The organism is Polynucleobacter victoriensis, assembly GCF_900187875.1.
Classification (GTDB): Bacteria; Pseudomonadota; Gammaproteobacteria; order Burkholderiales; family Burkholderiaceae; genus Polynucleobacter; species Polynucleobacter victoriensis.
The window spans coordinates 1079458-1103709 of sequence record NZ_FYEX01000001.1; the positions used below are offsets into that span (position 1 = coordinate 1079458).

Annotated in this window: 27 protein-coding genes and 1 tRNA gene; 17 read left to right on the forward strand and 11 right to left on the reverse strand. The window is 42.4% G+C overall.

The features are described 5' to 3' along the window. Positions 1 to 138: 138 nt before the first annotated feature. The 4 genes from CFR83_RS05635 to CFR83_RS05650 form a co-directional block, all read right to left on the reverse strand. A tRNA-Met gene (locus CFR83_RS05635) sits at positions 139 to 215 on the reverse strand. 91 nt (positions 216 to 306) lie between these two features. Continuing rightward, positions 307 to 537 carry a DUF4212 domain-containing protein gene (locus CFR83_RS05640; protein WP_088813007.1) on the reverse strand — a complete coding sequence of 77 codons (231 nt, stop codon included), beginning with the start codon at positions 535 to 537 and terminating at the stop codon, positions 307 to 309. After that, entirely contained in the window at positions 534 to 2024 is a 1491-nt protein-coding gene (locus CFR83_RS05645) for a sensor histidine kinase (protein WP_088813009.1), read from the reverse strand. The genes CFR83_RS05640 and CFR83_RS05645 overlap by 4 nt, the downstream gene beginning before the upstream one ends. A gap of 10 nt (positions 2025 to 2034) precedes the next feature. Beyond that, positions 2035 to 2733, reverse strand: coding sequence for a response regulator transcription factor (locus CFR83_RS05650; protein WP_088813010.1), 699 nt, complete (start codon positions 2731 to 2733; stop codon positions 2035 to 2037). Between the two features lie 189 nt (positions 2734 to 2922). On the opposite strand from CFR83_RS05650, the gene recA reads away from it, so the two are divergent. From recA to CFR83_RS08455, 7 genes are all read left to right on the forward strand, one after another. Further along, a complete protein-coding gene (gene recA, locus CFR83_RS05655) occupies positions 2923 to 4005 on the forward strand; it encodes a recombinase RecA (protein WP_088813011.1) in 1083 nt (360 codons plus the stop codon). Beyond that, complete coding sequence (recX, locus tag CFR83_RS05660; RefSeq protein ID WP_088813012.1) at positions 3998 to 4471, forward strand: recombination regulator RecX; 474 nt, start codon at positions 3998 to 4000, stop codon at positions 4469 to 4471. Before recA ends, recX begins: the two co-directional genes overlap by 8 nt. 28 nt (positions 4472 to 4499) lie before the next feature. Next, the gene (locus CFR83_RS05665) at positions 4500 to 5069 is read left to right on the forward strand and encodes a DUF2889 domain-containing protein (RefSeq protein WP_088813013.1); all 570 of its coding nucleotides are present in this window, start codon (positions 4500 to 4502) and stop codon (positions 5067 to 5069) included. A 114-nt stretch (positions 5070 to 5183) separates the two neighbouring features. Then, a complete protein-coding gene (gene sucC / locus CFR83_RS05670; RefSeq protein WP_088813014.1) occupies positions 5184 to 6344 on the forward strand; it encodes an ADP-forming succinate--CoA ligase subunit beta in 1161 nt (386 codons plus the stop codon). Positions 6345 to 6369: 25 nt separating this feature from the next. Continuing rightward, positions 6370 to 7263, forward strand: coding sequence for a succinate--CoA ligase subunit alpha (sucD, locus tag CFR83_RS05675; protein ID WP_088813015.1), 894 nt, complete (start codon positions 6370 to 6372; stop codon positions 7261 to 7263). A gap of 73 nt (positions 7264 to 7336) precedes the next feature. Continuing rightward, positions 7337 to 8035: a TerC family protein gene (locus CFR83_RS05680; RefSeq protein WP_088813016.1), complete on the forward strand. Its 699-nt coding sequence runs from the start codon at positions 7337 to 7339 to the stop codon at positions 8033 to 8035. Positions 8036 to 8150: 115 nt separating this feature from the next. Beyond that, entirely contained in the window at positions 8151 to 8651 is a 501-nt protein-coding gene (locus CFR83_RS08455) for a pilin (RefSeq protein ID WP_088813017.1), read from the forward strand. Between the two features lie 84 nt (positions 8652 to 8735). Here CFR83_RS08455 and moaC read toward each other — a convergent pair whose 3' ends face one another. Then, positions 8736 to 9212 (reverse strand): cyclic pyranopterin monophosphate synthase MoaC, encoded by a 477-nt coding sequence (gene moaC, locus CFR83_RS05690; protein ID WP_088813018.1) that lies wholly within the window; start codon positions 9210 to 9212, stop codon positions 8736 to 8738. Between the two features lie 26 nt (positions 9213 to 9238). Here moaC and CFR83_RS05695 point away from each other — a divergent pair, with 26 nt between their 5' ends. Further along, a complete protein-coding gene (locus CFR83_RS05695) occupies positions 9239 to 10891 on the forward strand; it encodes a M48 family metallopeptidase (protein WP_243383356.1) in 1653 nt (550 codons plus the stop codon). On the opposite strand, the gene CFR83_RS05700 is transcribed toward CFR83_RS05695, so the two are convergent. The 5 genes from CFR83_RS05700 to CFR83_RS05720 are packed head-to-tail and all read right to left on the reverse strand — an operon-like array spanning position 10858 to position 14059. After that, entirely contained in the window at positions 10858 to 11478 is a 621-nt protein-coding gene (locus CFR83_RS05700) for a DUF2946 family protein (RefSeq protein WP_088813019.1), read from the reverse strand. The two genes, CFR83_RS05695 and CFR83_RS05700, sit on opposite strands and share 34 nt — an antisense overlap. Before the next feature lie 2 nt (positions 11479 to 11480). Further along, entirely contained in the window at positions 11481 to 11915 is a 435-nt protein-coding gene (locus tag CFR83_RS05705) for a nuclear transport factor 2 family protein (RefSeq protein ID WP_088813020.1), read from the reverse strand. Positions 11916 to 11930: 15 nt separating this feature from the next. Then, a complete protein-coding gene (waaF, locus tag CFR83_RS05710; RefSeq protein ID WP_088813021.1) occupies positions 11931 to 12938 on the reverse strand; it encodes a lipopolysaccharide heptosyltransferase II in 1008 nt (335 codons plus the stop codon). Position 12939: 1 nt separating this feature from the next. Further along, a complete protein-coding gene (locus CFR83_RS05715; protein WP_088813022.1) occupies positions 12940 to 13131 on the reverse strand; it encodes a zinc-finger domain-containing protein in 192 nt (63 codons plus the stop codon). A 7-nt stretch (positions 13132 to 13138) separates the two neighbouring features. Further along, positions 13139 to 14059 carry a branched-chain amino acid transaminase gene (locus CFR83_RS05720; protein ID WP_088813023.1) on the reverse strand — a complete coding sequence of 307 codons (921 nt, stop codon included), beginning with the start codon at positions 14057 to 14059 and terminating at the stop codon, positions 13139 to 13141. A 130-nt stretch (positions 14060 to 14189) separates the two neighbouring features. On the opposite strand from CFR83_RS05720, the gene CFR83_RS05725 reads away from it, so the two are divergent. The 9 genes from CFR83_RS05725 (at position 14190) to CFR83_RS05765 (ending at position 22701) form a co-directional block, all read left to right on the forward strand. Further along, positions 14190 to 14909 (forward strand): AzlC family ABC transporter permease, encoded by a 720-nt coding sequence (locus tag CFR83_RS05725; RefSeq protein WP_133062465.1) that lies wholly within the window; start codon positions 14190 to 14192, stop codon positions 14907 to 14909. Then, positions 14906 to 15226 (forward strand): AzlD domain-containing protein, encoded by a 321-nt coding sequence (locus CFR83_RS05730; RefSeq protein WP_088813025.1) that lies wholly within the window; start codon positions 14906 to 14908, stop codon positions 15224 to 15226. Before CFR83_RS05725 ends, CFR83_RS05730 begins: the two co-directional genes overlap by 4 nt. An 80-nt stretch (positions 15227 to 15306) precedes the next feature. Next, the gene (locus tag CFR83_RS05735) at positions 15307 to 16518 is read left to right on the forward strand and encodes a phosphoglycerate kinase (RefSeq protein WP_088813026.1); all 1212 of its coding nucleotides are present in this window, start codon (positions 15307 to 15309) and stop codon (positions 16516 to 16518) included. After that, the gene (gene pyk, locus CFR83_RS05740) at positions 16515 to 17951 is read left to right on the forward strand and encodes a pyruvate kinase (RefSeq protein ID WP_088813027.1); all 1437 of its coding nucleotides are present in this window, start codon (positions 16515 to 16517) and stop codon (positions 17949 to 17951) included. The genes CFR83_RS05735 and pyk overlap by 4 nt, the downstream gene beginning before the upstream one ends. 22 nt (positions 17952 to 17973) lie before the next feature. Further along, positions 17974 to 19038, forward strand: a complete 1065-nt coding sequence (fba, locus tag CFR83_RS05745) for a class II fructose-bisphosphate aldolase (RefSeq protein ID WP_088813028.1) — start codon at positions 17974 to 17976, stop codon at positions 19036 to 19038. Between the two features lie 7 nt (positions 19039 to 19045). Beyond that, a complete protein-coding gene (locus CFR83_RS05750) occupies positions 19046 to 19939 on the forward strand; it encodes a phosphoribosylaminoimidazolesuccinocarboxamide synthase (protein WP_088813029.1) in 894 nt (297 codons plus the stop codon). 30 nt (positions 19940 to 19969) lie between these two features. After that, positions 19970 to 20467 (forward strand): 5-(carboxyamino)imidazole ribonucleotide mutase, encoded by a 498-nt coding sequence (purE, locus tag CFR83_RS05755; RefSeq protein ID WP_088813030.1) that lies wholly within the window; start codon positions 19970 to 19972, stop codon positions 20465 to 20467. Positions 20468 to 20470: 3 nt separating this feature from the next. Beyond that, positions 20471 to 21649 carry a 5-(carboxyamino)imidazole ribonucleotide synthase gene (locus tag CFR83_RS05760; RefSeq protein ID WP_088813031.1) on the forward strand — a complete coding sequence of 393 codons (1179 nt, stop codon included), beginning with the start codon at positions 20471 to 20473 and terminating at the stop codon, positions 21647 to 21649. A gap of 2 nt (positions 21650 to 21651) precedes the next feature. Then, positions 21652 to 22701 (forward strand): L-threonylcarbamoyladenylate synthase, encoded by a 1050-nt coding sequence (locus CFR83_RS05765; protein WP_088813032.1) that lies wholly within the window; start codon positions 21652 to 21654, stop codon positions 22699 to 22701. On the opposite strand, the gene dacB is transcribed toward CFR83_RS05765, so the two are convergent. Continuing rightward, a complete protein-coding gene (gene dacB, locus CFR83_RS05770; RefSeq protein ID WP_088813033.1) occupies positions 22681 to 24249 on the reverse strand; it encodes a D-alanyl-D-alanine carboxypeptidase/D-alanyl-D-alanine endopeptidase in 1569 nt (522 codons plus the stop codon). The genes CFR83_RS05765 and dacB overlap by 21 nt on opposite strands. Between the last annotated feature and the right edge of the window lie 3 nt (positions 24250 to 24252).

Sequence of the window (24252 nt, forward strand, 5' to 3'; positions counted from 1 at the left end):
TTATTGTAGGTTGGTGAAAAACCCAAAAAAATAAGTAAATACCTGATTTATCTGTTAATTTTTGATGATTCTTGTAATGCGGTAGGGTTAAATAACCCTTTGAGACAGTCTCACAAGCAAAAGCCGTAAGAAGAATAGTGGTGGCGAATCAGGGATTCGAACCCCGGACCTGCGGATTATGATTCCGTCGCTCTAACCGGCTGAGCTAATTCGCCAAAGACCATGATTATATAGTACTTTGTGCGCTATCTCAAAATCAGACTATTGAAAAGGTATTGGCTTTTGAGGGGTGAAGATAAATTTTGGTCAATCAGTTTTATTTTTTTTCTTTTCGTACTGATGCATTTTGTGGGCATAGAACCAAATTAAACCCAAATAAATAAATAAAGCACCCTGGGCGCCCCACCAATAAGTAAAGTTCCATCCAAAAAAGTCAAATCGTAAGGGTTCTGGGGCAAGACCTACAACTAAGGTTGTCATGAACCAAATTACTAGCAATATCAAGATGAGCCGTTTATTTTTTGGCCAAGTTTTCATGGGCGACCTACTGGTAAATAAACCCTCATACAAGTGCCGTATTTGAGAGGGTTTTCTTGGTACACATTTTCTAAAATCTCTAGCTTGCCACCATGTTGGGTTGCAATTTCTTTAACAATTGCCAAGCCTAATCCACTGCCTTCAATGTCACTACCTAGTACTCGATAAAAGCGCTCTAAAACACGTTGTCTTTCTTCAGGCGGAATTCCAGGGCCAGTATCTTTCACTTCAACAATCAGCAAGCCTGGTCGATTCGAGTGTCTAACGTCAACGGTGACGCTGCCATTCGCGGGGGTATATTTAATGGCGTTATCTAAGAGATTATTGAATAGCTCTTTGATCATCACTGGATTGCCATATATTTTGTGTGCTTGGGTGGGTGGCACAAATCCTAAGTCAATATTTTTTTCCCAAGCTGCTGATAGCCAGTTTTTAGTTGCATCCTCAGCAGCTTGAGATAAATCAAAAAGAATTTTTTCGCTAAGGTTGGAAGCGTTCTCCATACGCGCTAATGAGAGTAACTGCTGAACTAAACGAGTAGCGCGCGTTGAACTGTCTGCAATTTGTTCCAAGGAGCGTTGTAGTTCATCAGGACTACTTTCACGTTGAGCAAGTTCTGCTTGCATTCTTAAACCGGCAAGAGGTGTTTTTAATTGATGTGCGGCATCAGCAATAAATCGTTTTTGAGACTGAACTGAATCTTCTAATTGATATAGAACATCATTAAAGCTGGAGATGAGCGGCATGATTTCTTGTGGCGCGGCTCTTTCTTCGATCGGGCTTGTGTCATCTACCCGACGATTTCGAATTCTATTTTGTAGGGCGTTAAGTGGGGCTAAACCTCTGGTTAGACCAAACCAAACCAGTACAACCACAATCGGCAAAATAATAAATTGTGGAAGGATGACGCCTTTGATAATTTCATTGGCCAACTGAGATCTTTTTTCAAGAGTTTCAGCTACCTGCACCAGGATGGGCGGACTATTTTTTGATGGGGATAAGATTATTTGAGTGGCTGCAACCCGAACTTCATTGCCAGCAATTCTGCTATCTCTGTACGTTACAACTCCCACTTGTAGCGCATCACCATCGTGGGGTAGTGGCACATCTTTGTCTCCAGCAATCAACTGACCATGTTGACCTACCACTTGGAAATAAATTGTGTCATTGTCATCCGCTCTTAATATCTGTCTTGCAGACATCGGTAGCGTTAAAGAGATATGGCCATTTGTTTCTGATATTTGTTGAGAAATTGCCAGAACGCTATTTTCTAGACCTCTATCAAAAGGTGCATTTGCAATAGATTGTGCTACTAAATATGTAACAGCAATACTCATGGGCCACAAAAGTAAAAGTGGCGCCAACATCCAATCTAAGATTTCTCCAAATAGTGATCTTGGCCCTTTATTAATTGGGCGCAAGTCATAAGACTCCGGCGGTAGAAGTTTTTGTAGTTCCGCATCTAATGCGGGCTGAACATCTACCATGTGGAAAAAATTATGCTTCTGGAGATTTAGCTACGGCAGGGGCTTGAAATTTTTCTAAGCAATAGCCAAGACCTCTGATTGTTGCGATTCTAATTCCGCCTACTTCAATTTTCTTGCGCAAGCGGTGAACATAAACTTCGATCGCATTGTTGCTGACCTCTTCGCCCCATTCGCATAGATGGTCAACCAACTGATCTTTTGAAACAAGGCGGCCTACGCGCTTGAGAAGTACTTCAAGAAGACCTAACTCGCGAGCAGATAGCTCAAGCATTTTTTCATCGATGTAGGCAACGCGACCGACTTGATCAAATTGCAAAGGGCCATGTTTAACTACAGTTGGGCCACCACCAGTTCCTCGGCGAGTTAGCGCTCTAACACGAGCTTCTAGTTCTGATAATGCAAAAGGTTTCGCCATGTAATCATCGGCGCCGTGATCTAGACCTTTGACGCGTTCTTCTGTTGAGTCGGCGGCGGTCAAAATTAAGACCGGTAGCATCGAGTTTCTGGACCTTAGGCGTTTGAGAACCTCTAAGCCCGTCATTTTGGGGAGTCCTAAATCCAGAATTAACAAATCAAAAGCTTGTGCCGACAGGGCAAGATCGGCTGATTGACCGTCTTTTACATGGTCTACAGCGTAACCAGACTGTCTAAGTGACCTAGTTAGCCCGTCGGCTAACACGCTATCGTCTTCTGCAATCAGTATTCTCATACAACCTTATCAGCAAAATCCTGCTTGTTAATCAGATATTTGCTGATATTCATCAGCAAAATACTAGTTTTTAATACATATTCTAGCGGGACAAAAAAATGGCTTGCGCAGAATACTGTTTTTATATACAGTAATCACTGTAAATTAACTATATGACAAAAATACACCTAATTTTAAATAAGGACGACTATGGAAGACCATAAGAAGAAATCTGGATCAGCGCCCACTGATATCGAAGGAATGAGCTCTGATAAGCAAAAAGCGTTGAATGCAGCACTTGCGCAGATTGAAAAGCAATTTGGTAAGGGTTCCATCATGCGTCTTGGGGACAGCGATATTGGCCAAGACATTCAAGTTGTTTCAACTGGTTCACTGGGTTTGGATATTGCCTTGGGTGTTGGCGGTTTGGCTAGGGGGCGCGTGATTGAGATTTACGGCCCAGAATCTTCAGGTAAGACGACATTAACCTTGCACGCCGTAGCAGAAATGCAAAAGTTAGGTGGCACATGTGCGTTCATTGATGCTGAGCATGCGTTGGATGTTCAATACGCAGCAAAGTTGGGTGTAGATGTAAACAATCTATTGATTTCTCAGCCAGATACAGGCGAACAAGCCTTGGAAATTGCAGATGCTTTGGTTCGTTCAGGTTCTATTGACCTCATCGTGATCGATTCAGTAGCAGCCCTAGTGCCTCGTGCAGAGATTGAGGGTGATATGGGGGATTCATTGCCAGGTTTGCAAGCACGCTTGATGAGCCAAGCTCTGCGCAAATTAACAGGAACTATCAAGCGCACTAATTCAATGGTGATCTTTATTAATCAGATCCGTATGAAAATTGGTGTGATGTTTGGTTCTCCAGAGACAACAACTGGCGGTAATGCATTGAAGTTTTATGCATCGATGCGTTTAGACATTCGCCGTATTGGTAGCATTAAGAAGGGTGATGAGATTGTTGGTAATGAAACCCGTGTCAAGGTTGTTAAAAATAAAGTTTCGCCCCCATTCAGAGAGGCTATTTTTGACATCATGTATGGCGAAGGTATTTCAAGACAGGGTGAGGTCATTGATTTAGGGGTTGAGTGTGACATCGTTGAAAAATCTGGTGCTTGGTATAGCTACAACGGTGAGCGTGTTGGGCAAGGTAAAGACAATGCGCGCGAATTCTTAAAAGAAAATCCTGAAATTGCTAAAGAAATTGAAGAAAAAATTCGTGAGAAGTTGGGTGTTAACAGCGGTAGCGTAATCACGCTAAAAGAAGAGGCTGATGCCTAAAGGTCAAGCCCCCAGTCTCATGGGGCGAGCTCTACGATATCTATCAAGAAGAGAGCATAGTCGCCAAGAGCTTCGTAAGAAGCTCTTGGTTTATGCAGAAACTGAAGATGAGGTCGATGAGTTACTGATTAAGTTAGAAAAGCAGTCTTGGCTATCCGATGAGCGCTATGCAGAAGGCCTTGCTAGACGTAAATCCGACAGATACGGCAGCTTAAAGATTGTTGATGAGTTAAAGCAGCAGTCAATCAATCCACATACCGTTAGCAAAATTAAGGAAGAGCTCAAGCAATCAGATTTAGAGCGTGCGTGGGCTTTGTGGGATAGAAAATTTTCGAGTGTTGTTGCGGTTGAACCCAAAGATCGAGCTAAACAAATGAGGTACCTTGTGGCTAAAGGTTTTCCATTAGATGTTGTTTCAAAGGTCGTTTCTGGTCGATTTACACCCAATCAAGAGTCTTTAATCTAAAAAATTTCTGCTGGTGTAGACTTTCTACATGTCATCCTGTCCAGTAGCCCGCCAATTAATTCATACCCGTGAAATCAAAACCCAGGTCTATCGCCGAGAGGATGGGCTTTGGGATATTGAGGCCAGCTTAATTGACACCAAAGCAAAGGATTTTCCTCTTGCTAGTGGCGTTAAATTGGCGGGTGAGCCCATACACCACATGATTTTGTCTTTGGTTATTGATGATCAATTTAATGTTTTGGCTGCTAGCGCTAGGGCGCAGTCTGTTCCATATGCTGGTTACTGCGCCAAAATAGAACCAAATTATCAAATGTTAGTGGGTCTTAACTTACTAAATGGGTTCCGTGGCGCAGTCAAAGAGAAATTTGCAGGCATACTCGGTTGCTCACATATGACAGAGCTATCGACCATCTTGCCAACTGCAGCCATTCAGGCATTTGCTGGTGAGGTAATCAAGGTGGCAGATCACGGTACAGGGGAAATGCCATTCCAATTAAATCGTTGCCATGCCCTTAGAACCGACGGTGATGCTGTAAAAAAATACCATCCAACATGGTTTGGAATGCCTTTGACCCCCAAGGACATACCGAAAAAATGATTCTGAAGCCCGAAATTGCGATAATGAGAAGCTTAGTTAGTAAAAAAACAGAATAGACAGAGTTGAGTAAGTTAGAAACATTAGTATTTTCGGACTATTAAAGAGGGAGCCTCAATGAAGATCCATGAGTATCAAGGCAAGGAAATCTTGCGTCAGTTCAATGTACCAGTACCAAATGGTATTCCAGCATTAAGCGTTGATGAAGCTGTTGAAGCTGCAAAGAAATTGGGTGGACCAGTTTGGGTTGTTAAAGCTCAAATCCACGCAGGTGGCCGCGGTAAAGGTGGTGGTGTTAAGGTTGCTAAGAGCCTTGATGAAGTAAAAACATATGCGTCTCAAATTTTGGGCATGCAGTTGAAAACTCATCAAACTGGCCCAGAAGGTCAAAAAGTTCGTCGTCTACTAGTTGAAGACGGTGCAGATATTAAAAAAGAATACTACGTTGGTATCTTGACAGATCGTGCAACACAATCAGTGGTTGTGATGGCGTCAAGTGAAGGTGGTATGGATATTGAAGAAGTAGCTGCTAAGACACCAGAAAAAATCATTAAAGCGTTTGTGAACCCATTGGTAGGTTTGACAGATGCAGACGCTGCTAAATTGGCGCAAGGTATTGGCGTTCCAGAGGCTTCACAAGCTCAAGCTAAGGCTGTGTTGCAAAGCTTGTACAAAGTTTATATGGATACAGATGCATCTTTGGTTGAAATTAACCCATTGATTCTTGAAGGTAACGGCAATATCAAGGCTTTGGACGCTAAGTTCAACTTTGACTCAAATGCTCTATTCCGTCATCCAGAAATCGTGGCTTATCGCGACCTTGATGAAGAAGATCCAGCTGAAGTTGAAGCATCTAAATTTGACTTGGCCTACATTTCATTAGACGGCAATATTGGCTGTTTAGTGAATGGTGCTGGTTTGGCGATGGCAACAATGGACACAATTAAGTTGTTTGGCGGCGAGCCAGCAAACTTCTTGGACGTTGGTGGTGGTGCTACAGCTGAAAAAGTAACTGAAGCATTCAAGATCATGTTGAAGAACAAAGAAGTAAAAGCAATTTTGGTTAACATTTTCGGCGGCATCATGAAGTGTGACGTGATTGCAGATGGCGTTATCACTGCATGTAAAGCTGTGAACTTGAGCGTGCCTTTGGTTGTTCGTATGAAGGGTACTAACGAAGAGCTCGGTAAGAAGATGTTGGCTGATTCTGGCCTGCCGATTATTAGTGCAGACACGATGGCTGAAGCAGCGACTAAAGCTGTTGCAGCAGTTAAGTAAGCCTCAGGCCACGAAAGGAATTTAAATGTCTATTCTTATTAATAAAAACACACGAGTTATTACTCAAGGTATCACTGGTAAAACTGGTCAGTTCCACACTGAAAAGTGTCAAGAGTACGCAAATGGCAAAGAATGTTTTGTTGCTGGCGTAAATCCTAAAAAAGCTGGCGAGAAAATTTTTGATATTCCTATTTATGCATCAGTTAAAGAAGCTGCTGCTGAAACAGGTGCAACAGTTTCTGTGATTTATGTGCCACCAGCAGGTGCTGCAGCTGCTATTTGGGAAGCTGTTGAAGCTGACTTAGATTTGGCAATCTGTATTACAGAAGGTATTCCTGTTCGCGACATGTTGGAAGTTCGCAACAAAATGGCTGCTAAAGAAGCTAAAGGCGGCAAGAAAACTTTGTTGCTAGGACCAAACTGCCCAGGTTTGATTACTCCTGATGAAATCAAGATTGGCATCATGCCAGGTCATATTCATCGTAAGGGTCGTATCGGCGTAGTAAGCCGCTCAGGTACATTAACTTATGAAGCAGTTGCTCAATTAACAGAAATCGGCTTGGGCCAATCTTCTGCTGTTGGTATTGGTGGTGACCCAATTAATGGTCTTAAACACATTGATGTGATGAAGGCTTTTAATGATGATCCAGATACAGATGCAGTGATCATGATTGGTGAAATCGGTGGCCCAGACGAAGCTGAAGCAGCTCGCTGGTGCAAAGCTAATATGAAAAAACCAGTTGTAGGCTTTATTGCTGGTGTTACAGCTCCTGCAGGTAAGCGCATGGGTCATGCTGGTGCGTTGATTTCTGGCGGTGCAGACACTGCTGATGCCAAATTGGCCATCATGGAAGAGTGTGGCTTTACAGTGACACGTAATCCATCAGAAATGGGCAAATTGCTTAAAGCATTGTTGTAATATCCATCTAATGGCAAACAAAACGGGAGCCTAGCTCCCGTTTTTTATTGATAAAACAAAAAAAGAGGATGACATGGAATTTTTTACAACAATTGATTGGGCGGTGATTGCTCAAATCATCATGATTGATGTTTTGTTGGGCGGAGATAACGCTGTAGTAATTGCGTTGGCTTGCCGCAATTTACATCCAAATCAGCGTCGCCGCGGCATCATGTGGGGAACTGCTGGAGCCATCATATTACGTATTATTTTGGTAGTTTTTGCTGTCACATTGCTAAAAATACCATTCTTAAAGTTTACTGGTGGTCTTTTGTTGTTATGGATTGGTTATAAGTTAATGGTTCAAACAGAAGATGACGATGGCCATGAGTTGGAGGCATCAGACAAGCTTTGGGCCGCTGTGAAAACCATCATTGTTGCTGATATCGCAATGAGTGTGGATAACGTTATTGCAATCGCTGGTGCTGCAGGCCAAGTGGATGCAGGTCATCATCAGTTTGGTTATATCGTCTTTGGTTTGCTTGTTTCTATTCCATTAATTGTTGGGGGTAGCCAAATAGTTTTGTATTTGATTGATCGATTCCCAATCATTGTTACCTTAGGTGCTGGCTTATTAGGTTGGATTGCCGGAGGTATGATTTTTACTGATCCTGGTTTGATCCAATATGTGGGTAATCATATCGAGGCTTATTCAACAACAGCTGGAGTCATTGCTGCTTTGGGTGTGATGATTTTTGGAGAGTTAGCAAAACGTAGTAAACGAAAGAAATAATTATTTGCTGTAGTTTGATTCAACACAAAAATCAGAGTTTTCCTACAGCAATATCATCCCCCAAAACGCTCACCATCTGAGATGATGGTGAGTCTTAATTGGGAGGTCGTTAAATATGAATGAAGGTAGAAGTCACTTGCAGTTAAAAGAAAAAAATGGATTCACACTAATTGAGCTAATGGTTGTTATTGCCATTATTGGTATTTTGGCAGCCATAGCAGTTCCCAAGTATCAGGATTACATAGCTAAAACTCGTGTTGCAGAAGGATTTAGTCTTGCAGCTGGAGCAAAGTTAGCTGTGACTGAAGTATATGCAGGTAAGGGCGCTACAGATATGAGTGTGGCAACTGAGGCTACATTTAAGTCAACTTCAACTAACAGTATTAAAGAAGTAAGCATTCAAAAATCAGGTGCTATCTTGATTACTTATCAGTCAAGTGTTGCTCCGGAGGGTGCAAATCAGTTAAGTATTATTCCGGTTAATAACGCTGCCACTGAAGGAGTAAAAGCAGTTGATTTGAGCGATAAGCAAGAGCAACCTTGGGCGGGTATTTGGTCATGCAAATCACCTGAAACAACTTTGCCAGCGAAGTTGTTGCCTGCTGATTGCAAGTAAATTTAAGATTCATCCAAAGAAAAAGGCAAACCATGGTTTGCCTTTTTTAATGCGTATTAATTACTGCAAATTAAGTAGTACTAATTACGCCGCTTTCCAAGTTCCAGACTTGCCGCCACTCTTCTCAAGCAACTTTACTTCTTTAATCACCATGCCACGGTCTACCGCTTTGCACATATCGTAGATTGTTAGTAGGCCAATTTGCACACCAGTTAACGCCTCGATTTCAACACCTGTTTGACCAATATTCTCAGTTGTTACTGTGCAATGAATGGTTGAGTTAGCTTCATCTGGTTGAAATTCAACAGCAACTCTTGTGAGCGCAATTGGGTGGCAAAGAGGTATTAAATCAGGGCTCTTTTTGGTGGCTTGGATGGCTGCAATTCGTGCAATACCAATCACGTCACCCTTCTTGTGGGTGCCAGACATAACCATATCAAATGTACTTTTTTGCATTTGAATACAGCCTGTGGCCGTGGCAATGCGATGTGTGCTGGCTTTTTGCCCAACATCAACCATATGAGCTTGGCCAGTTTCATCAAAATGAGTTAGTTTGTTCATACATTATTTGTACCATAATTAGAGATATGGATAGAAAAAATAATAAATTTTCGAAAAAATTGATGGCAATAGCTTTGGCGGTAGTTTTCCAGCCAAGTTATTTGCTTGCACAAAGTGATGCAAATATCACTGCTCAGGAGAACATCAATCGTGCCATGCAGACGCCGGCGGCTAAATCTGAATTTACACCGGCTAGTAAAAGAGTGCAGCAACCCACTTTGGTGTTGCCAGATTTAGGCGACTCTTCTAGCGCATCGCTAGCACCAGTGGATGAGCGTCAATTAGGTGAGCGCATCATGCGTGAAATACGTCGTGATCCAGATTACTCATCAGATCCGGTTTTTTATGACTATCTAAATAATATCGGGCAGCACTTAGTTAGCTCTGCCAGAAAGCAAGGTATCGCTGGCCTAGAGGGAGGTGGTAGCTTTGCTGTTAATTTTGAACTATTTGGTGTTAGAGATAAAAGTATTAATGCGTTTGCATTGCCCGGCGGTTTCATTGGAGTTCACACCGGATTAATTGTCTCTGCGGAAACAGAGTCTGAGTTGGCCTCAGTTCTGGGACATGAAATCGGGCACGTTACGCAAAAGCATATTGCTAGGATGTATGGTCAGCAAGGTACTAACTCGATGATTGCTCTGGCATCAATTATCCTAGCTGCAGTTGCCGTTAGTCGTAACCCTAATGCCGCTCAAGGTCTTGCAGTAGGCGGTCAAGCGTTGGCCATACAAAATCAGTTGTCATACTCAAGAGATGCTGAGCGGGAGGCTGATCGTGTTGGTTTTCAGATTCTTCAGGCAGGTGGCTTTGATGTTCAGGGTATGCCAGATTTCTTCCAGCGTATGCAAAGAGCCAATAGCATCATGGAAAGCGGCGTTCCTGGTTATGTCAGAACTCATCCTTTAACAACGGACCGTATTGCAGACATGCAAGATCGTGTTAGAGGTCTTGCTACTCAGAAGGTGTCGTCATCAATTGAGTTTTATCTATTGAAGGCGAGAGCTCGGTTAACTCAAACTACTAGTTCCAGTAACTACCCAGAGTTAAAGCAATACTACGAGAGTTTATTGCGCAAGCAAGATCTTGCTAAACAATTAGAGGGTAGCTACGGTTTGGCGCTTTTGAGTTTTAAACAGCAGAAAAATATTGATGCAGAGAATTACCTGCAAAAAAGTAGAAATTTGATTCAGGCAATGTCAGGAAATGGTTCACCTATTCAGCGCTGGAGTTTGTCGCTTGAGAGCACTGCCATTGAGTTGATGTATGCAAAATCACAATATGAGCAAGGCATCAAACAGATTGCCAATTTAAAAGCTTTTTACCCTCAATCTAGGTCATTAAGTATGTTGCTCATTGAGGGGCAGTTAAAAACAGGTCAGCACGAGCAGGCTATTGTTTGGCTTAAAACTCAATCAAGAGCTCATCCAGAGAATTCTGTGTGGTGGGATTTGTTATCTAGAGCTTATGCCCAATCTGGTAAAAAATCTTTACAACATGCAGCGCTGGCCGAGAAGTATGTCTCTCAAGGCGCTTGGGTTGGGGCATTAGAGCAAATGAAGTTTGCTAAAGCGGCGGGTGATGCTGATTTTTATCAAGCCTCAGAAATTGAGGCTAGAGCTCGGCAAATACAAGAGCTATATCGTCAAGAATTGCGCGCAGAGAATAAAAGGCCGTGATGCTTTTTAATTTCTTTCGAGCTAATTAAATTGATTTCATAATCTTTGCCTTGCCAGCACCATTTGCCTGCATAACCGCAGGCATTAGCAAATTGCGCGCTCTTAGAAAAAATTTCTAAGTCATGGTCATGCAGCAAAACAAAAACTGTCTCTAACCTTTTTTCAAAAGTTGTCATTGGACCAGTTAAATCTTTACTACTTTGTATTTCAAATTGACAGCTTATTAGAATTTGGCCGCATTCATCTAGAAAAATATCAATAGGTTGTATTTCTCGATCATCAGTTGTTTTTAGTAATAAATCATCCTTTGATGGATAAATTCTTGCAATGAATGGCGTGTAGCCTAGATCAATGTATACCCTTTGAGGGCCATTTTGAAAAAACCACTCCCCAGATTCATTGTGTGCCAAATTTCTTTGAATGAAATGAATGAGGCCTTCGTGCTGGATGGCGTCGCCAGGTAAGTTATGAGCCTGCGCGTACTCATTGCGCATGCGCCAAGAACCACGTCGGTCAAATGCAAGCCATCCATGACAAACTGGTACATCAGGCCATTTAATAAGTGAGCGTATGACCTGCTCATCCATATTTAATGAAAGCCGTGAATGGTGCTAGGTAGTTGTATATGTTCTTCTTGGGCAGGGCTTGCGTGTATGTGAGCAATTCTCCATCCCATGGGGCTTTGTACTAGAACATATGAGAAGTTCAAAAAGAACTCAGGCTCCACTTGATCTGGCTCTAGTCTGACAGCCTCTGTTGTGTCAAAGAATGCAATACCAATACCAGTGTGACCAATTGCTTGGATGGGGTCTAGCCATAAAAAGTGATCTTCTAAAATCTTTTTTAAGCCTTCACGTAGTTCAGCGTGACCAGTCAACCGTTTGCCACCAGGAAGAATACATGTGATGGAATCTTCATCCATCCATAAATCAATAGAGCCATCTAAGTCGTTGCGATGCAGAGATTCTCTCCAAGCATCAAGCACTTCATCAGGTATTTGGAACAAGCGGGCTTGACGTGGCATGGTGTATTTGTTGAGTTAATTATTTAAAGAGTTTAGGACGTCTTGAGGTTGGATGTCTACTAAACATTTTAGATGCCCTAACGGGCAAGTTCTTTTAAAGCATGGGCTGCACTTTAACTGTAGCCAATGGACTTTTGCTTCAGGGGATAAGGGCGGTGTGTGTCTCGGATCGCTAGAGCCAAATATCGCCACTTGGGGGCGTCTAAATGCGGCGGCAATATGCATAAGTCCTGAGTCATTGCTAATGACTTTATCGGCAATCGCAATGCACGCCATTGCTTCATCAAGTGTTGTGTGCCCACACCAGTTGATAACTTGATTACTGGAGTTGCTGAGCTTGACGATCTCGTCCGCTAATGACGATTCTTTTTTGCTTCCCAGAATTAAAACTAATGCATTGTTATTTTGCTCTACGAGCATTTGCGCAAGTTTGCCAAAATGCTCCGTTGGCCATTGTTTAGCTGGACCATATTCAGCGCCTGGGCACAAAATAAACAGCTTGTCATGGTTCTGAATGAGCTGAAGTTTTTCTTTCATCTCATTCAAGAAAAGCCGAGGCAATTCTAATTTTGGTTGCAATGTGTCATTTGCCTGATTGCCTGAAAGAGCAAAGTAGTGCGTTGACATCGATGGTCTATTGGATCTCGACGGATTTTCTAATGGCGCTGTAATTAAGCCCCAGCGCATTTCACCTTTGTAGCCAATTCTGTTTGGGATTTTGGCTAGCCAAGGTATTAATGCAGACTTAAAGCTGTTTGGCAAAACATACGAATGGGTATAACCGGCGAGTTTGAGTTGACTTGCCAATTTTTTTCTTTCTGCCCACTGTAACAATCCGTGCTTAAAGTCTCCAATAATGACTTCATTGATTGCTGGGATAGCTCGCATCACGGATGCTACCCAAGGGGTAGCAATAACATCGATAACGCTATCGGGATGATTTTTTTTGAGCTGGGTGATTAATGGCTCAGTCATCACCGCATCACCAATCCAGTTGGGGGCGATGATGAGAATTTTTGCCATATTAATGACCGTGTGGTTCAGTACCAGGTTTTAGTTGGTACTCAGTGCTGCAGTAAGGGCATTTAACGTGCCCTGTTGATACAACATCTAGAAAGACACGAGGATGTAAGCTCCAAGCCGGTGAACCTGGATTTGGGCAGTGTAAAGGTAAGTCCTTATGACCATCAACTTGAACAATATTTTTTGTACTCATATCAACCTCAAACTACAGTTAACCAGTGGCGATATTTGTCGCTCTTACCAGCAACTGCATCAAAGAAAACTTGTTGAATTTTTGTTGTGATTGGACCGCGCTTGCCATCGCCAATCATGCGATCATCAAGTTCACGAATAGGTGTTACTTCAGCAGCGGTGCCGGTGAAGAAGGCTTCATCACAGCAATACATTTCATCGCGAGTAATGCGTTTTTCGCGAACTTCAATACCAAGGTCTTTGGCAATCGTGAAAATAGCATCACGCGTAATGCCGTCTAGACATGATGCTAAATCTGGTGTGTAAACAATACCGTTTTTAACGATAAAAACGTTTTCTCCAGATCCTTCTGAAACATAGCCATCTGTATCTAATAAAAGAGCCTCATCGTAACCATGAGCTGTTACTTCTTGATTGGCCAAGATTGAGTTGATGTAGTAACCAGATGCTTTAGCGCGAACCAAGGATACGTTCACATGGTGTCTTGTGAAAGATGAAGTTTTAACGCGTATACCTTTGTTTAAACCATCTTCACCAAGGTATGCACCCCATTCCCAAGCGGCAACTGCCACATGCGTAGAATTATTTTTTGCAGAAATGCCTAATTTTTCTGAACCAATCCATACGATTGGGCGAATGTAGCAAGAAGCCAATTTATTCTCTTTTACAACTTGAATCGTTGCCTTAGAAATCTCTTCTTCTGTGTAATTCATCTTCATTTGGAAGATTTTTGCTGAATTAAATAAGCGACGTGTATGTTCTTTAAGGCGGAAAATGGCTGGACCAGCATCAGTTTTGTATGCGCGGATACCTTCAAAAACACCCATGCCATAGTGAAGGGTATGAGTTAGAACGTGGACGTTCGCGTCACGCCATGGCACCAATTTGCCATCCATCCAAATAAAGCCATCACGATTTGCCATTGACATGGTGTATTTCCTAAATTCTGAGAAAAATGAGTCGAAATGCCATTGTAAAACAGGCGGGTAGAGATGGCTATGTTAAAAAGCAAGCCCCTACCTATAATCAAACTTTGAAAAAATAAATTGGTAATCTGATTTGACCTGGTCGAAACAACAGCAAGAAGCTCTGATAGATGGACTCAAAACAATGGGTCACTCAGGATTTGCTGTGTTTACATGGGCCTTGGTGACAGGTATTGCGATGGCCAAATCAGATATCACTACCGCAGAGGCTGTGGGCATGTCTTTGCTGGTCTATGCAGGTTCCGCACAACTGGCAGCTTTGCCTCTAATTGCCGGTAATTTTCCTTTTTGGACCATCTTTTTAACTGCCATCATTGTTAATCTAAGGTTTGTCATATTTAGTGCTGGGATTCAGCCATATTTCAAAGATAAAGCCTACTGGAAGCGCTCCATTTTGGGATATATCAATGGCGATTTAACCTTTGCACTGTTTATGTCGCGATACCCGAGTGCAGACGGCAATCCATCTCATGCGCCATTTTTTATTGGTATGGCAGCAGCCAATTGGACAGTTTGGCAAACGGGCTCATTGGCAGGGATATTTTTAGCGTCTTTCATACCTAGCTCATGGGGCTTGGCTTATGCGGGTACTTTGGCATTAATTGCGATTCTGTTGCCGATGTTGGAGGGATGGTCATCAAGATTGGCTGCTATTGCTGCTGCAGTTGCCGCATTGGCGACAGTAGATCTGCCTTATAAGCTAAATATAGTCATTGCGGTTTTGGTGGCAATTATTGTGGGTATTGTGTCTGAGTCTTATTTAGAGAGACGTTTCGGGAGGTCTACGCAATGACTTCATTCGAAACTTGGATCGTCATCATTGGTTTAACTGCCATTACATACTTAACCCGAGGTTTTTTCTTATTGATGGGTACTAGGGTTGAGTTAAGTCCAACTATTCAAAAATCTCTCCGTTATGCTCCAGCAGCTGCTTTGGTGGCTGTCATCGTGCCTGAAATATTTTTTCCGCCGGGGTCAGCTGAAATGGAACTCAATAATCCTCAGCTTTGGGGTGGAATAGCCTCAATATTGGGTTTTTTGGCGACTAAAAGTATGGTTTTCACCATTATTTCGGGGATGGTCGTCTATACGGGCGCAAGGTTTATTTAGCCCTAAAAAACGGTCAGAAAGTCCTGTAAAAAGGTAAAATCTGAGTTTCTAGTCTTTTAGTTAAAACTCACATAATCATCATGCCAGGTACATCCAAACTTAAATTTAATCGCCTATCTGATTTAGCCGCTGCAGGTCAACTTAAGGGTAAGCGTGTTTTTATCCGTGCAGATTTGAATGTGCCGCAAGATGAAGCGGGAAATATTACTGAGGACACCCGTATTCGTGCATCCATTCCGGCAATCAAGGTGGCTCTAGAAGCTGGCGCAGCTGTCATGGTGACCTCGCATTTAGGTCGTCCAACTGAGGGCGAATTCAAACCAGAAGACACGCTGGCTCCGGTAGCCGACAGAATCGCAGAATTGATGGAAAGAAAAGTTCCATTGATTAGTCACTGGGTAGATGGCGGGTTTGAGTTGCAGCCTGGCGATTTGGTATTGCTTGAGAACTGCAGACTCAATAAGGGTGAGAAAAAGAATAACGAAGAATTAGCCCAAAAGATTGCTAAGTTATGTGACGTTTATGTCAATGATGCTTTTGGTACTGCGCATCGCGCTGAAGCAACGACTCATGGTATGGCTAAGTACGCACCAGTTGTTTGTGCGGGCCCATTGATGGCCGCTGAATTAGATGCCTTGGGTAAAGCATTAACAGATCCTAAGAGACCATTGGTGGCTATTGTTGCTGGTTCTAAAGTTTCAACCAAGTTAACCATTTTGAAGTCACTAGCTGAAAAAGTTGATCAACTGATTGTTGGTGGCGGTATTGCTAATACATTCATGTTGGCAGCAGGTTTACCAATTGGTAGATCTTTGGCGGAACCGGATTTGGTGAATGAGGCAAAAGCAATCATGGATATGATGGCTAAGCGTGGCGCCAGCGTGCCTATCCCAGTTGACGTAGTGGTTGCTAACGAACTATCTCCACTCGCTCGTGCAAATAGAGTTGCTTCAACAGATGTTCAGCCTGATGACATGATTTTGGATGTTGGTCCAAAAACATCTGCTGAGTTGACTAGCATTGTTGCTCATGCAGGAACGATTGTTTGGAATGGTCCAATTGGTGTTTTTGAGATTGATCAGTTTGGTGGCGGTACAAAAATGTTAGCTGCTGCGATTGCTCATTCACCAGCATTCTCAATTGCTGGTGGTGGTGACACATTGGCTGCAATTGCTAAGTACGGAATTGATAAGCAAGTTGACTATATTTCAACTGGTGGTGGCGCTTTCTTGGAGTTCTTAGAGGGTAAAACGTTGCCAGCATTTGCAATTTTGTCTGAAAGAGCTGAATGACATTACGCGCCACAAAAATAGTTGCAACACTTGGCCCTGCCTCAAGCAGTGCTGAAACATTAAAACAATTGATTGAGGCTGGAGTCGATGTGGTGCGCCTGAATTTTTCTCATGGCACAGCTGCAGATCATCAAGCTCGAGCACAACTTGTTAGAGAGGTTTCTAAAAAAGTTGGTCGTGAAGTAGCAATCATGGCAGATTTGCAGGGACCAAAAATCAGGGTTGGCAAATTTGAAAATAACAAAATTATCTTAAAAGCAGGTGAGCGTTTTACTTTAGATGCCAACTGTACTTTGGGCAATCAAGACAAAGTCGGCTTGGACTATAAAAACTTGCCCAATGACGTTAAGGTTGGTGACAAGCTATTACTCAACGATGGCTTGTTGGTGATTCGTGTTCAAGAAGTTCAAGGCACTTGCATTCATACTGTGGTCGAGTTGGGTGGTGAGCTGTCGAACAATAAAGGTATTAATCGTGCTGGCGGTGGTTTAACTGCGCCAGCATTGACTGATAAAGACAAAGAAGATCTTAAAACTGCTGTAGGTTTGGGCGCAGATTACATAGCAATCAGCTTCCCTAAAAATGCAGACGATATGAAGATTGCCAGAGATCTTGCAAATCAAGCAACTCAAGAGCTTGGTCATAAGACTAAATTGATTGCCAAAATTGAGCGTGCCGAAGCTGTTTTACCTGGAGTCTTAGAAGGCATTCTGGAAGTTAGTGACGGCATCATGGTCGCTCGTGGCGATTTGGCTGTTGAGGTGGGTAATGCCACTGTGCCTGCTTTACAAAAGAAAATGATTCGCATGGCCCGTGAGGCTAATAAGGTGGTAATTACCGCTACGCAAATGATGGAGTCAATGATTGTTAATCCTGTGCCAACAAGAGCAGAGGTTAGTGACGTTGCTAACGCGGTATTAGATGGTACAGATGCAGTGATGTTGTCAGCAGAAACTGCATCAGGTCAGTATCCAGTAGAGACTGTTCTGCAAATGGCTGCAATCTGTCTTGAGGCAGAGAAGACTGAAGTACATCATTTAGATGCGGATTTCTTTGATCAGAAATTCACGCGCATTGATCAATCTATCGCTTTTGGCGCTTTGTTCACGGCTTATCACTTGGGCGTCAAAGCGATTGCGGCGTTAACTGATTCTGGCTCTACGGCGCTTTGGATGAGTCGCCACAAAATTCAGGTACCTATTTTTGCATTAACAACTAAAGTTACCAGCCAGAGAAGTATGGCTTTATATAGAAATGTGCATCCATTGCACTTGGATACTAGTAACGATAGAGATACAGCTTTAGAGCAGGCTGAGGCTTGCGTTAAAAAGTTGGGCGCAGTTAATGTGGGTGACAAGATTGTGTTAACGGTTGGTGAGCCGATGGGTCAAGTTGGTGGAACTAACACGTTAAAAATTGTTGATGTGAAATAAATTTTAATTTAAGGAAAGAGTTATGGCACTTGTATCTATGCGCCAATTATTGGACCATGCAGCTGAGAACGCTTATGGATTACCTGCATTTAACGTTAATAACTTAGAGCAAGTTCAAGCAATCATGGCTGCTGCTGATGAGGTGAATGCGCCTGTGATCATGCAAGCTTCAGCCGGCGCTCGTAAGTATGCAGGTGAAGCATTTTTACGTCATTTGATTGATGCTGCTGTTGAAGCGTATCCGCATATTCCAGTTGTGATGCATCAAGACCATGGTCAGAGTCCTGCAGTTTGTATGGCTGCAATTCGATCTGGCTTTACATCTGTGATGATGGATGGTTCATTGATGGATGATGGTAAGACAGTAGCTTCTTATGAATACAACGTAGCGGTTTCTCAAGAAGTTGTTAAATTTGCACATTCAATTGGCGTAACAGTTGAAGCTGAGTTGGGTGTGTTGGGTTCATTGGAAACAATGATGGGCGATAAAGAAGATGGTCACGGTGCAGAAGGTGCGATGACACGTGAACAACTGTTAACTGATGTTGAGCAGGCTGCTGATTTTGTTAAGAAGACCCAATGTGATGCTTTAGCAATTGCTATTGGCACAAGCCATGGTGCTTATAAGTTCACTAAAAAACCTACTGGTGACATTCTTGCTATTGATCGCATCAAAGAAATTAACCAACGTATCCCGAATACTCATTTGGTGATGCATGGTTCATCTAGCGTTCCTCAGGAGTTGTTGGCAATCATCCGTGAGTTTGGTGGTGACATGAAAGAGACTTACGGCGTTCCTGTGGAAGAAATTCAACAAGGCATTAAGCACGGTGTTAGAAAAATTAATATCGATACAGATATTCGTTTGGCAATGACCGCAGCTATCCGTCGTTACTTATTTGAAAACCCAAGTAAGTTCGATCCTCGTGATTATTTGAAGCCTGCGCGCGAAGCAGCTAAAGAAATATGTAAGGCACGTTACTTGGCCTTTGGTTGCGAAGGTCAGGCTGGAAAAATTAAATCTATTCCTTTGGAAAAAATGGCTGAGCGCTATAAGGCAGGTCAGTTGGCTCAATTAGTTAAATAAGGTGTACATGCAAGCTCTATACGAATCTTCAATCAAGTCTTTACCTTTAATCTCAAAGGGCAAGGTTCGCGATATCTACGCTATTGGCAATGATCAATTATTGATGATTACAACAGATCGCCTATCTGCTTTTGATGTGGTGATGGGTGAGCCTATACCTGGCAAAGGAATTGTTCTTAATCAAATGGCTAACTTTTGGTTTGATAAGTTAAGTCATGTAATTCCAAATCATTTGACAGGAATTGATCCTGCAACTGTAGTTGCAGCCAATGAAGTGCCTCAAGTAACTGGTCGTGCGATTGTGACTAAGCGTTTAAAGCCAATTATGGTTGAGGCGGTTGTGCGTGGATATTTATCTGGTAGTGGTTGGAAAGATTACCAAGCAACGGGTTCTGTTTGCGGTATTCAGTTGCCTGCTGGTTTGCAAAATGCTCAAAAATTACCTGAACCAATTTTTACTCCAGCTGCTAAAGCAGAAGTTGGAGAGCATGATGAAAATATTTCATATGCAGACGTTGAATCACGTATTGGTAAAGATTTAGCAGCCAAGATTAGAGATGTCAGCATTCGTTTGTATCAAGAAGCATCTATTTATGCTGCAAGCAAGGGCATCATCATTGCAGATACCAAGTTTGAATTTGGTCTTGATGAGGCTGGTAACTTGGTGCTTATGGATGAGGTATTAACTGCTGACTCTTCACGTTTTTGGCCTGCTAGTTCATATCAAGTAGGTTCAAACCCACCATCTTTTGATAAACAGTTTGTGCGTGATTGGTTGGAGTTGGCACAGGTCAATGGTAAGCCATGGAATAAGTCTGCTCCAGCACCCCAGTTGCCTCAAGATGTCATTGAAAAAACAGCTGCAAAATACCGTGAAGCACTTGAAACTTTAACCGCTTAATACCTACTGCATAAGCAAAAAGGAAAAACTATGAGCCAGAAACCAATTGTTGGAATAGTGATGGGATCTAACTCTGATTGGGACACCATGCAAAACGCTGCTCAGATTTTGCAAGAATTTGGTGTTGCCTATGAAGCCAAAGTAGTTTCTGCTCATCGTATGCCTGATGATATGTTTGCTTATGCTCAAACTGCGCAGGATCGCGGCTTAAAAGCGATCATTGCAGGTGCTGGTGGCGCTGCTCATTTACCGGGCATGCTAGCATCCAAAACAATCGTTCCTATTTTTGGTGTGCCTGTCGCTTCTAAGTATTTGCGTGGAGAAGATTCTTTGTATTCCATCGTGCAAATGCCTAAAGGTATTCCTGTGGCTACTTTCGCTATTGGTGAGGCAGGCGCGGCTAATGCAGCTTTACACGTTATCGCCAACTTGGCAGTCAATGATGCTGCTTTGGCAAAAAAATTAGACACATTCCGAGCTACTCAAACTGAAAAAGCTCGTGCCATGAATTTACCAGGACATTCTTAAGATATGGCTGATCGTTTAGACCCCATTTTGCCCGGTTCATACCTAGGTATTTTAGGTGGTGGCCAGTTGGGTCGCATGTTTACTCATGCTGCCCAAGCAATGGGTTATAAAGTGTGTGTATTAGATCCTGACCCAAACAGTCCTGCTGGAGCAGTGGCAGAGAAACACATACAAGCTGATTATGTTGATCATGCAGCCCTAAAAGAAATGGCATCTATTTGCCAAGCTGTTAGTACAGAGTTCGAAAATGTCCCAGCGCAAGCATTAGATGAGTTGGAGTCTTTAGGTGTGTATGTTGCGCCAACAAGTTCTGGTGTATCGGTTGCTCAAAATCGGGTGGCTGAGAAGAAGTTCTTGGCTACTTGGAAAGATGAAGCTGGAATTGGACCTGCCCCACACTTAGTTATTGAGCATGACTCTGATATTGCTCATGTTCCTGATGATTTATTTCCTGGTATTTTGAAGACGGCTCGAATGGGTTATGACGGTAAGGGTCAAATTACTGTTCATACTCGAGAAGAATTGAGTCAGGCTTGGGAAAAATTTAATCGAGTTATTTGCGTTTTAGAAAAGCGCATGGATTTAGATTTTGAGGTTTCTGCATTGGTTGTGCGAGGTCACGATGATCAGGTGGTGGCCTACCCTGTTGCTGAAAATATTCATAAGTCAGGTATCTTGCATACAACAACAGTTCCAGCCCCATCTATTAACCCGACGCAAGAAAAGAAAATTGTTGAGGCTGCTAAGGCAATTATTAGGCGCTTGGATTATGTTGGTGTTTTGTGTGTGGAATTTTTTGTGTTGAAGAGTGGTGACATTGTTGCTAATGAAATTGCGCCACGTCCCCATAATTCTGGGCACTACACACAGAATGCATGTATTACTAGTCAGTTTGAGCAACAAGTTCGAGCGATGGCAAGGATTCCTCTGGGTAGCACTGAATTGGTACAGTCAACCATCATGTTGAATATCCTGGGGGATGAGTGGCTTATTAATGGCCAGCAGTCTGAGCCACTTTGGAATGAAATTCTTAAAGAGCCAAAAACAAAATTGCATCTCTACGGAAAAGCTGAGCCTCGTCATGGTAGAAAGATGGGCCATATAAATTTTGTTGGAGCAACTTCAGGCGATGTACAGATTGCATGTGAAAGTGCCGTGAAGGTATTGCGTATTACGCGTTAATCATGCCTGATTTACTCGATTCGGCAGTTAAGCAACTGCGTGATGGTCATCTGGTTGCTATACCCACAGAAACTGTTTATGGTCTTGCTGCAGACGCAAAAAACATTCTTGCAGTGAATCAAGTCTTTGCGGCAAAAGGGCGACCTAGTGGACATCCTTTAATCGTACACATTGCTAATCCAACTTTGCCAACCATGAGCAGCTTCGAATCGCAAAATGCTTGGCAAGAAGTATTGCTTAACTGGTCTAGAGATGTTTCTCCTCAAGCTTTGGCATTAGCCCAAGCATTTTGGCCTGGGCCTTTAACGATTATTTTGCCTAAGGCAAAGAGTGTTTTGCTCGAGGTTACGGGTGGCCAGGAAACGGTAGGTGTTCGTTGTCCCAATCATCCACTTACTCAGCAGTTATTAAAGTTATTCGATAGCGCACTTGTTGCACCGTCAGCTAATCGTTTTGGAAGAATTTCTCCAACAACAGCAGATCATGTGAGAGATGAGTTTCCTGATGGATCAATTTTGATTCTGGATGGTGGCGCATGTGATGTTGGAATTGAATCTACGATTGTTGATTTATCCCGATGGGATAGCCATGGTGCAGTGATATTGAGACCGGGCGCCATATCAAAAGCAATGATTGATGAGGTTTTACGTAATCTAAACCCTGGTGAAAGCTTGCAACCTCTTAAGCAAGGTGACGCTAGTCAGCCGAGAGTTTCAGGTAGTTTGAGTGCTCATTACGCTCCAAGAACTAAATTAGTTTTATATGATCCCAATGATGTTAAGTCTATGAACTTAACCAATTGCTCTGGTAAACGAGTGGCTTGGGCTCATTTTGAAAACACTATCAATATTGATTTTTCTTCATCAAGTCATCTAGATGAGATTGTTTTACCGGGCGCCTCTCATGAGTTGGCTAAATGTTTATATGCAACATTACGCTCATTAGATCAACTGAGCGTAGATATTATTTACTTTGAAAAAATACCAGATTCTGAACAGTGGGATGCCGTGAGGGATAGGTTGGGTAGGGCCTCAGTGGGTTCTGGAGCTTGATGATTGAAGTGGCCCATCATCTAAAAGCCACGTTAATAATGCATCATGAATGCCTCGACCAGAGCCAGCATTTTTATGATTGATAAATGATGTCACGGTGTAGGTGTGACCGGTTCTGCTGACTACGTAGCCAGAAATTGATCTAACATCTGCCAGAGATCCAGTTTTAATATACGCGCCATATTTTCTGATTGAGCTTGGTAGTGAAGATGTATTTTTTTCTAAAGCTTCTGTTTCGCTTCTTTTGGGCACATATTTTCTGAATTTATCTAAAAGTCGATGCTTCATCGTGCCATCAACACCAGCAATCGGAAGTGACTCAACATAGTAGTCTCTAGATGCAGAGTTAAGGCCAAGTAAGAGAACTTGATTTAAATGTTTGGGACTGATTCTTTCAATTCTGGAAAGACCTGACCCATTCTCAATGATTAATTCCGGCATATCGAGTTGATATTTTTTGAGCCAGTCTTTAACTAATTTAGTTCCATTGCTGGTATTGCTGGGTCTGCCTGACTTTTCAAGAGCAATTGTCAAAAGAACTTGCCTAGCCATCACATTATTAGATAGCTTATTTATATCTTTGATTGATTCATGTAGCGGGACCCCCAGATGGGTAACGATCGGCTTAAATGAATTATCCATAGTGGCAGCTCTAACTTTAGGCTTTCTGAGCCAGCGGCCTCCAATATCTTCCCATGCAGCGATGATGCTCTGAGATAAAAAATCATCACTATTTGATGCAACGACGTTCCAATTAGCTGTTGGGCAACCATTGGGAAACTCGCCATCAAAGCTTGCTAACCAAGATCCATTCTTATCCATGTTAATTGACATGGATATATTTTTTCGCCAATCGTTACATGGGGCTTCCACCACTTTTAAATTGTTATCAATTTTTAAGTTGGCAATTCGAGGAGTTTGTTTAATGATGACGTACTGACTATCAACGCTTGGGAAAAATTGAAAGCTAAAGCTATTGAATGCAAATAAAAGGGCATCTGGAAGTACGTTATATGACCTAGTAGTTTCTCCATCTGAGAATGAAGACTCTTTGACAGATGAGTCGTAGGCACTACGATCAAAAATCAAGTCACCATCAATTTTCTTGATTCCAAAATCTTTCAGATTATTCAAAATCTTGTTAATTTCTTCTGGAATTAATTTGGGGTCACCACTACCTCTAATAAGGAGGTCGCCTTTGAGTGTTTCCGCTTGAATTTTCCCATTGGTAAAAATATCTGTTTTCCAGCGATATTGAGGGCCTAGTATTTCCATGGCCGCTAAGCTAGTTAATAGCTTCATGGTTGAAGCTGGATTCATTGCCAGATCTTCTTGCCAGTCAATCACATCAGCCGATTTAAATGTTTTGGTTGAAGTCTCTTGGGTGGTAACTTTTTTTACAGAAATCGAAATAGCATCTTTAGGAATGTTGCTTTTGCTGATAGCCCGTTCAACATCTATTGGTAGTTTGATTTCTGTAGATGCATAAGAGCTAGTTATGACCCACAGAAAGCTTACTATGACAACAGTGATTTTGTTTTTTGGCATGGC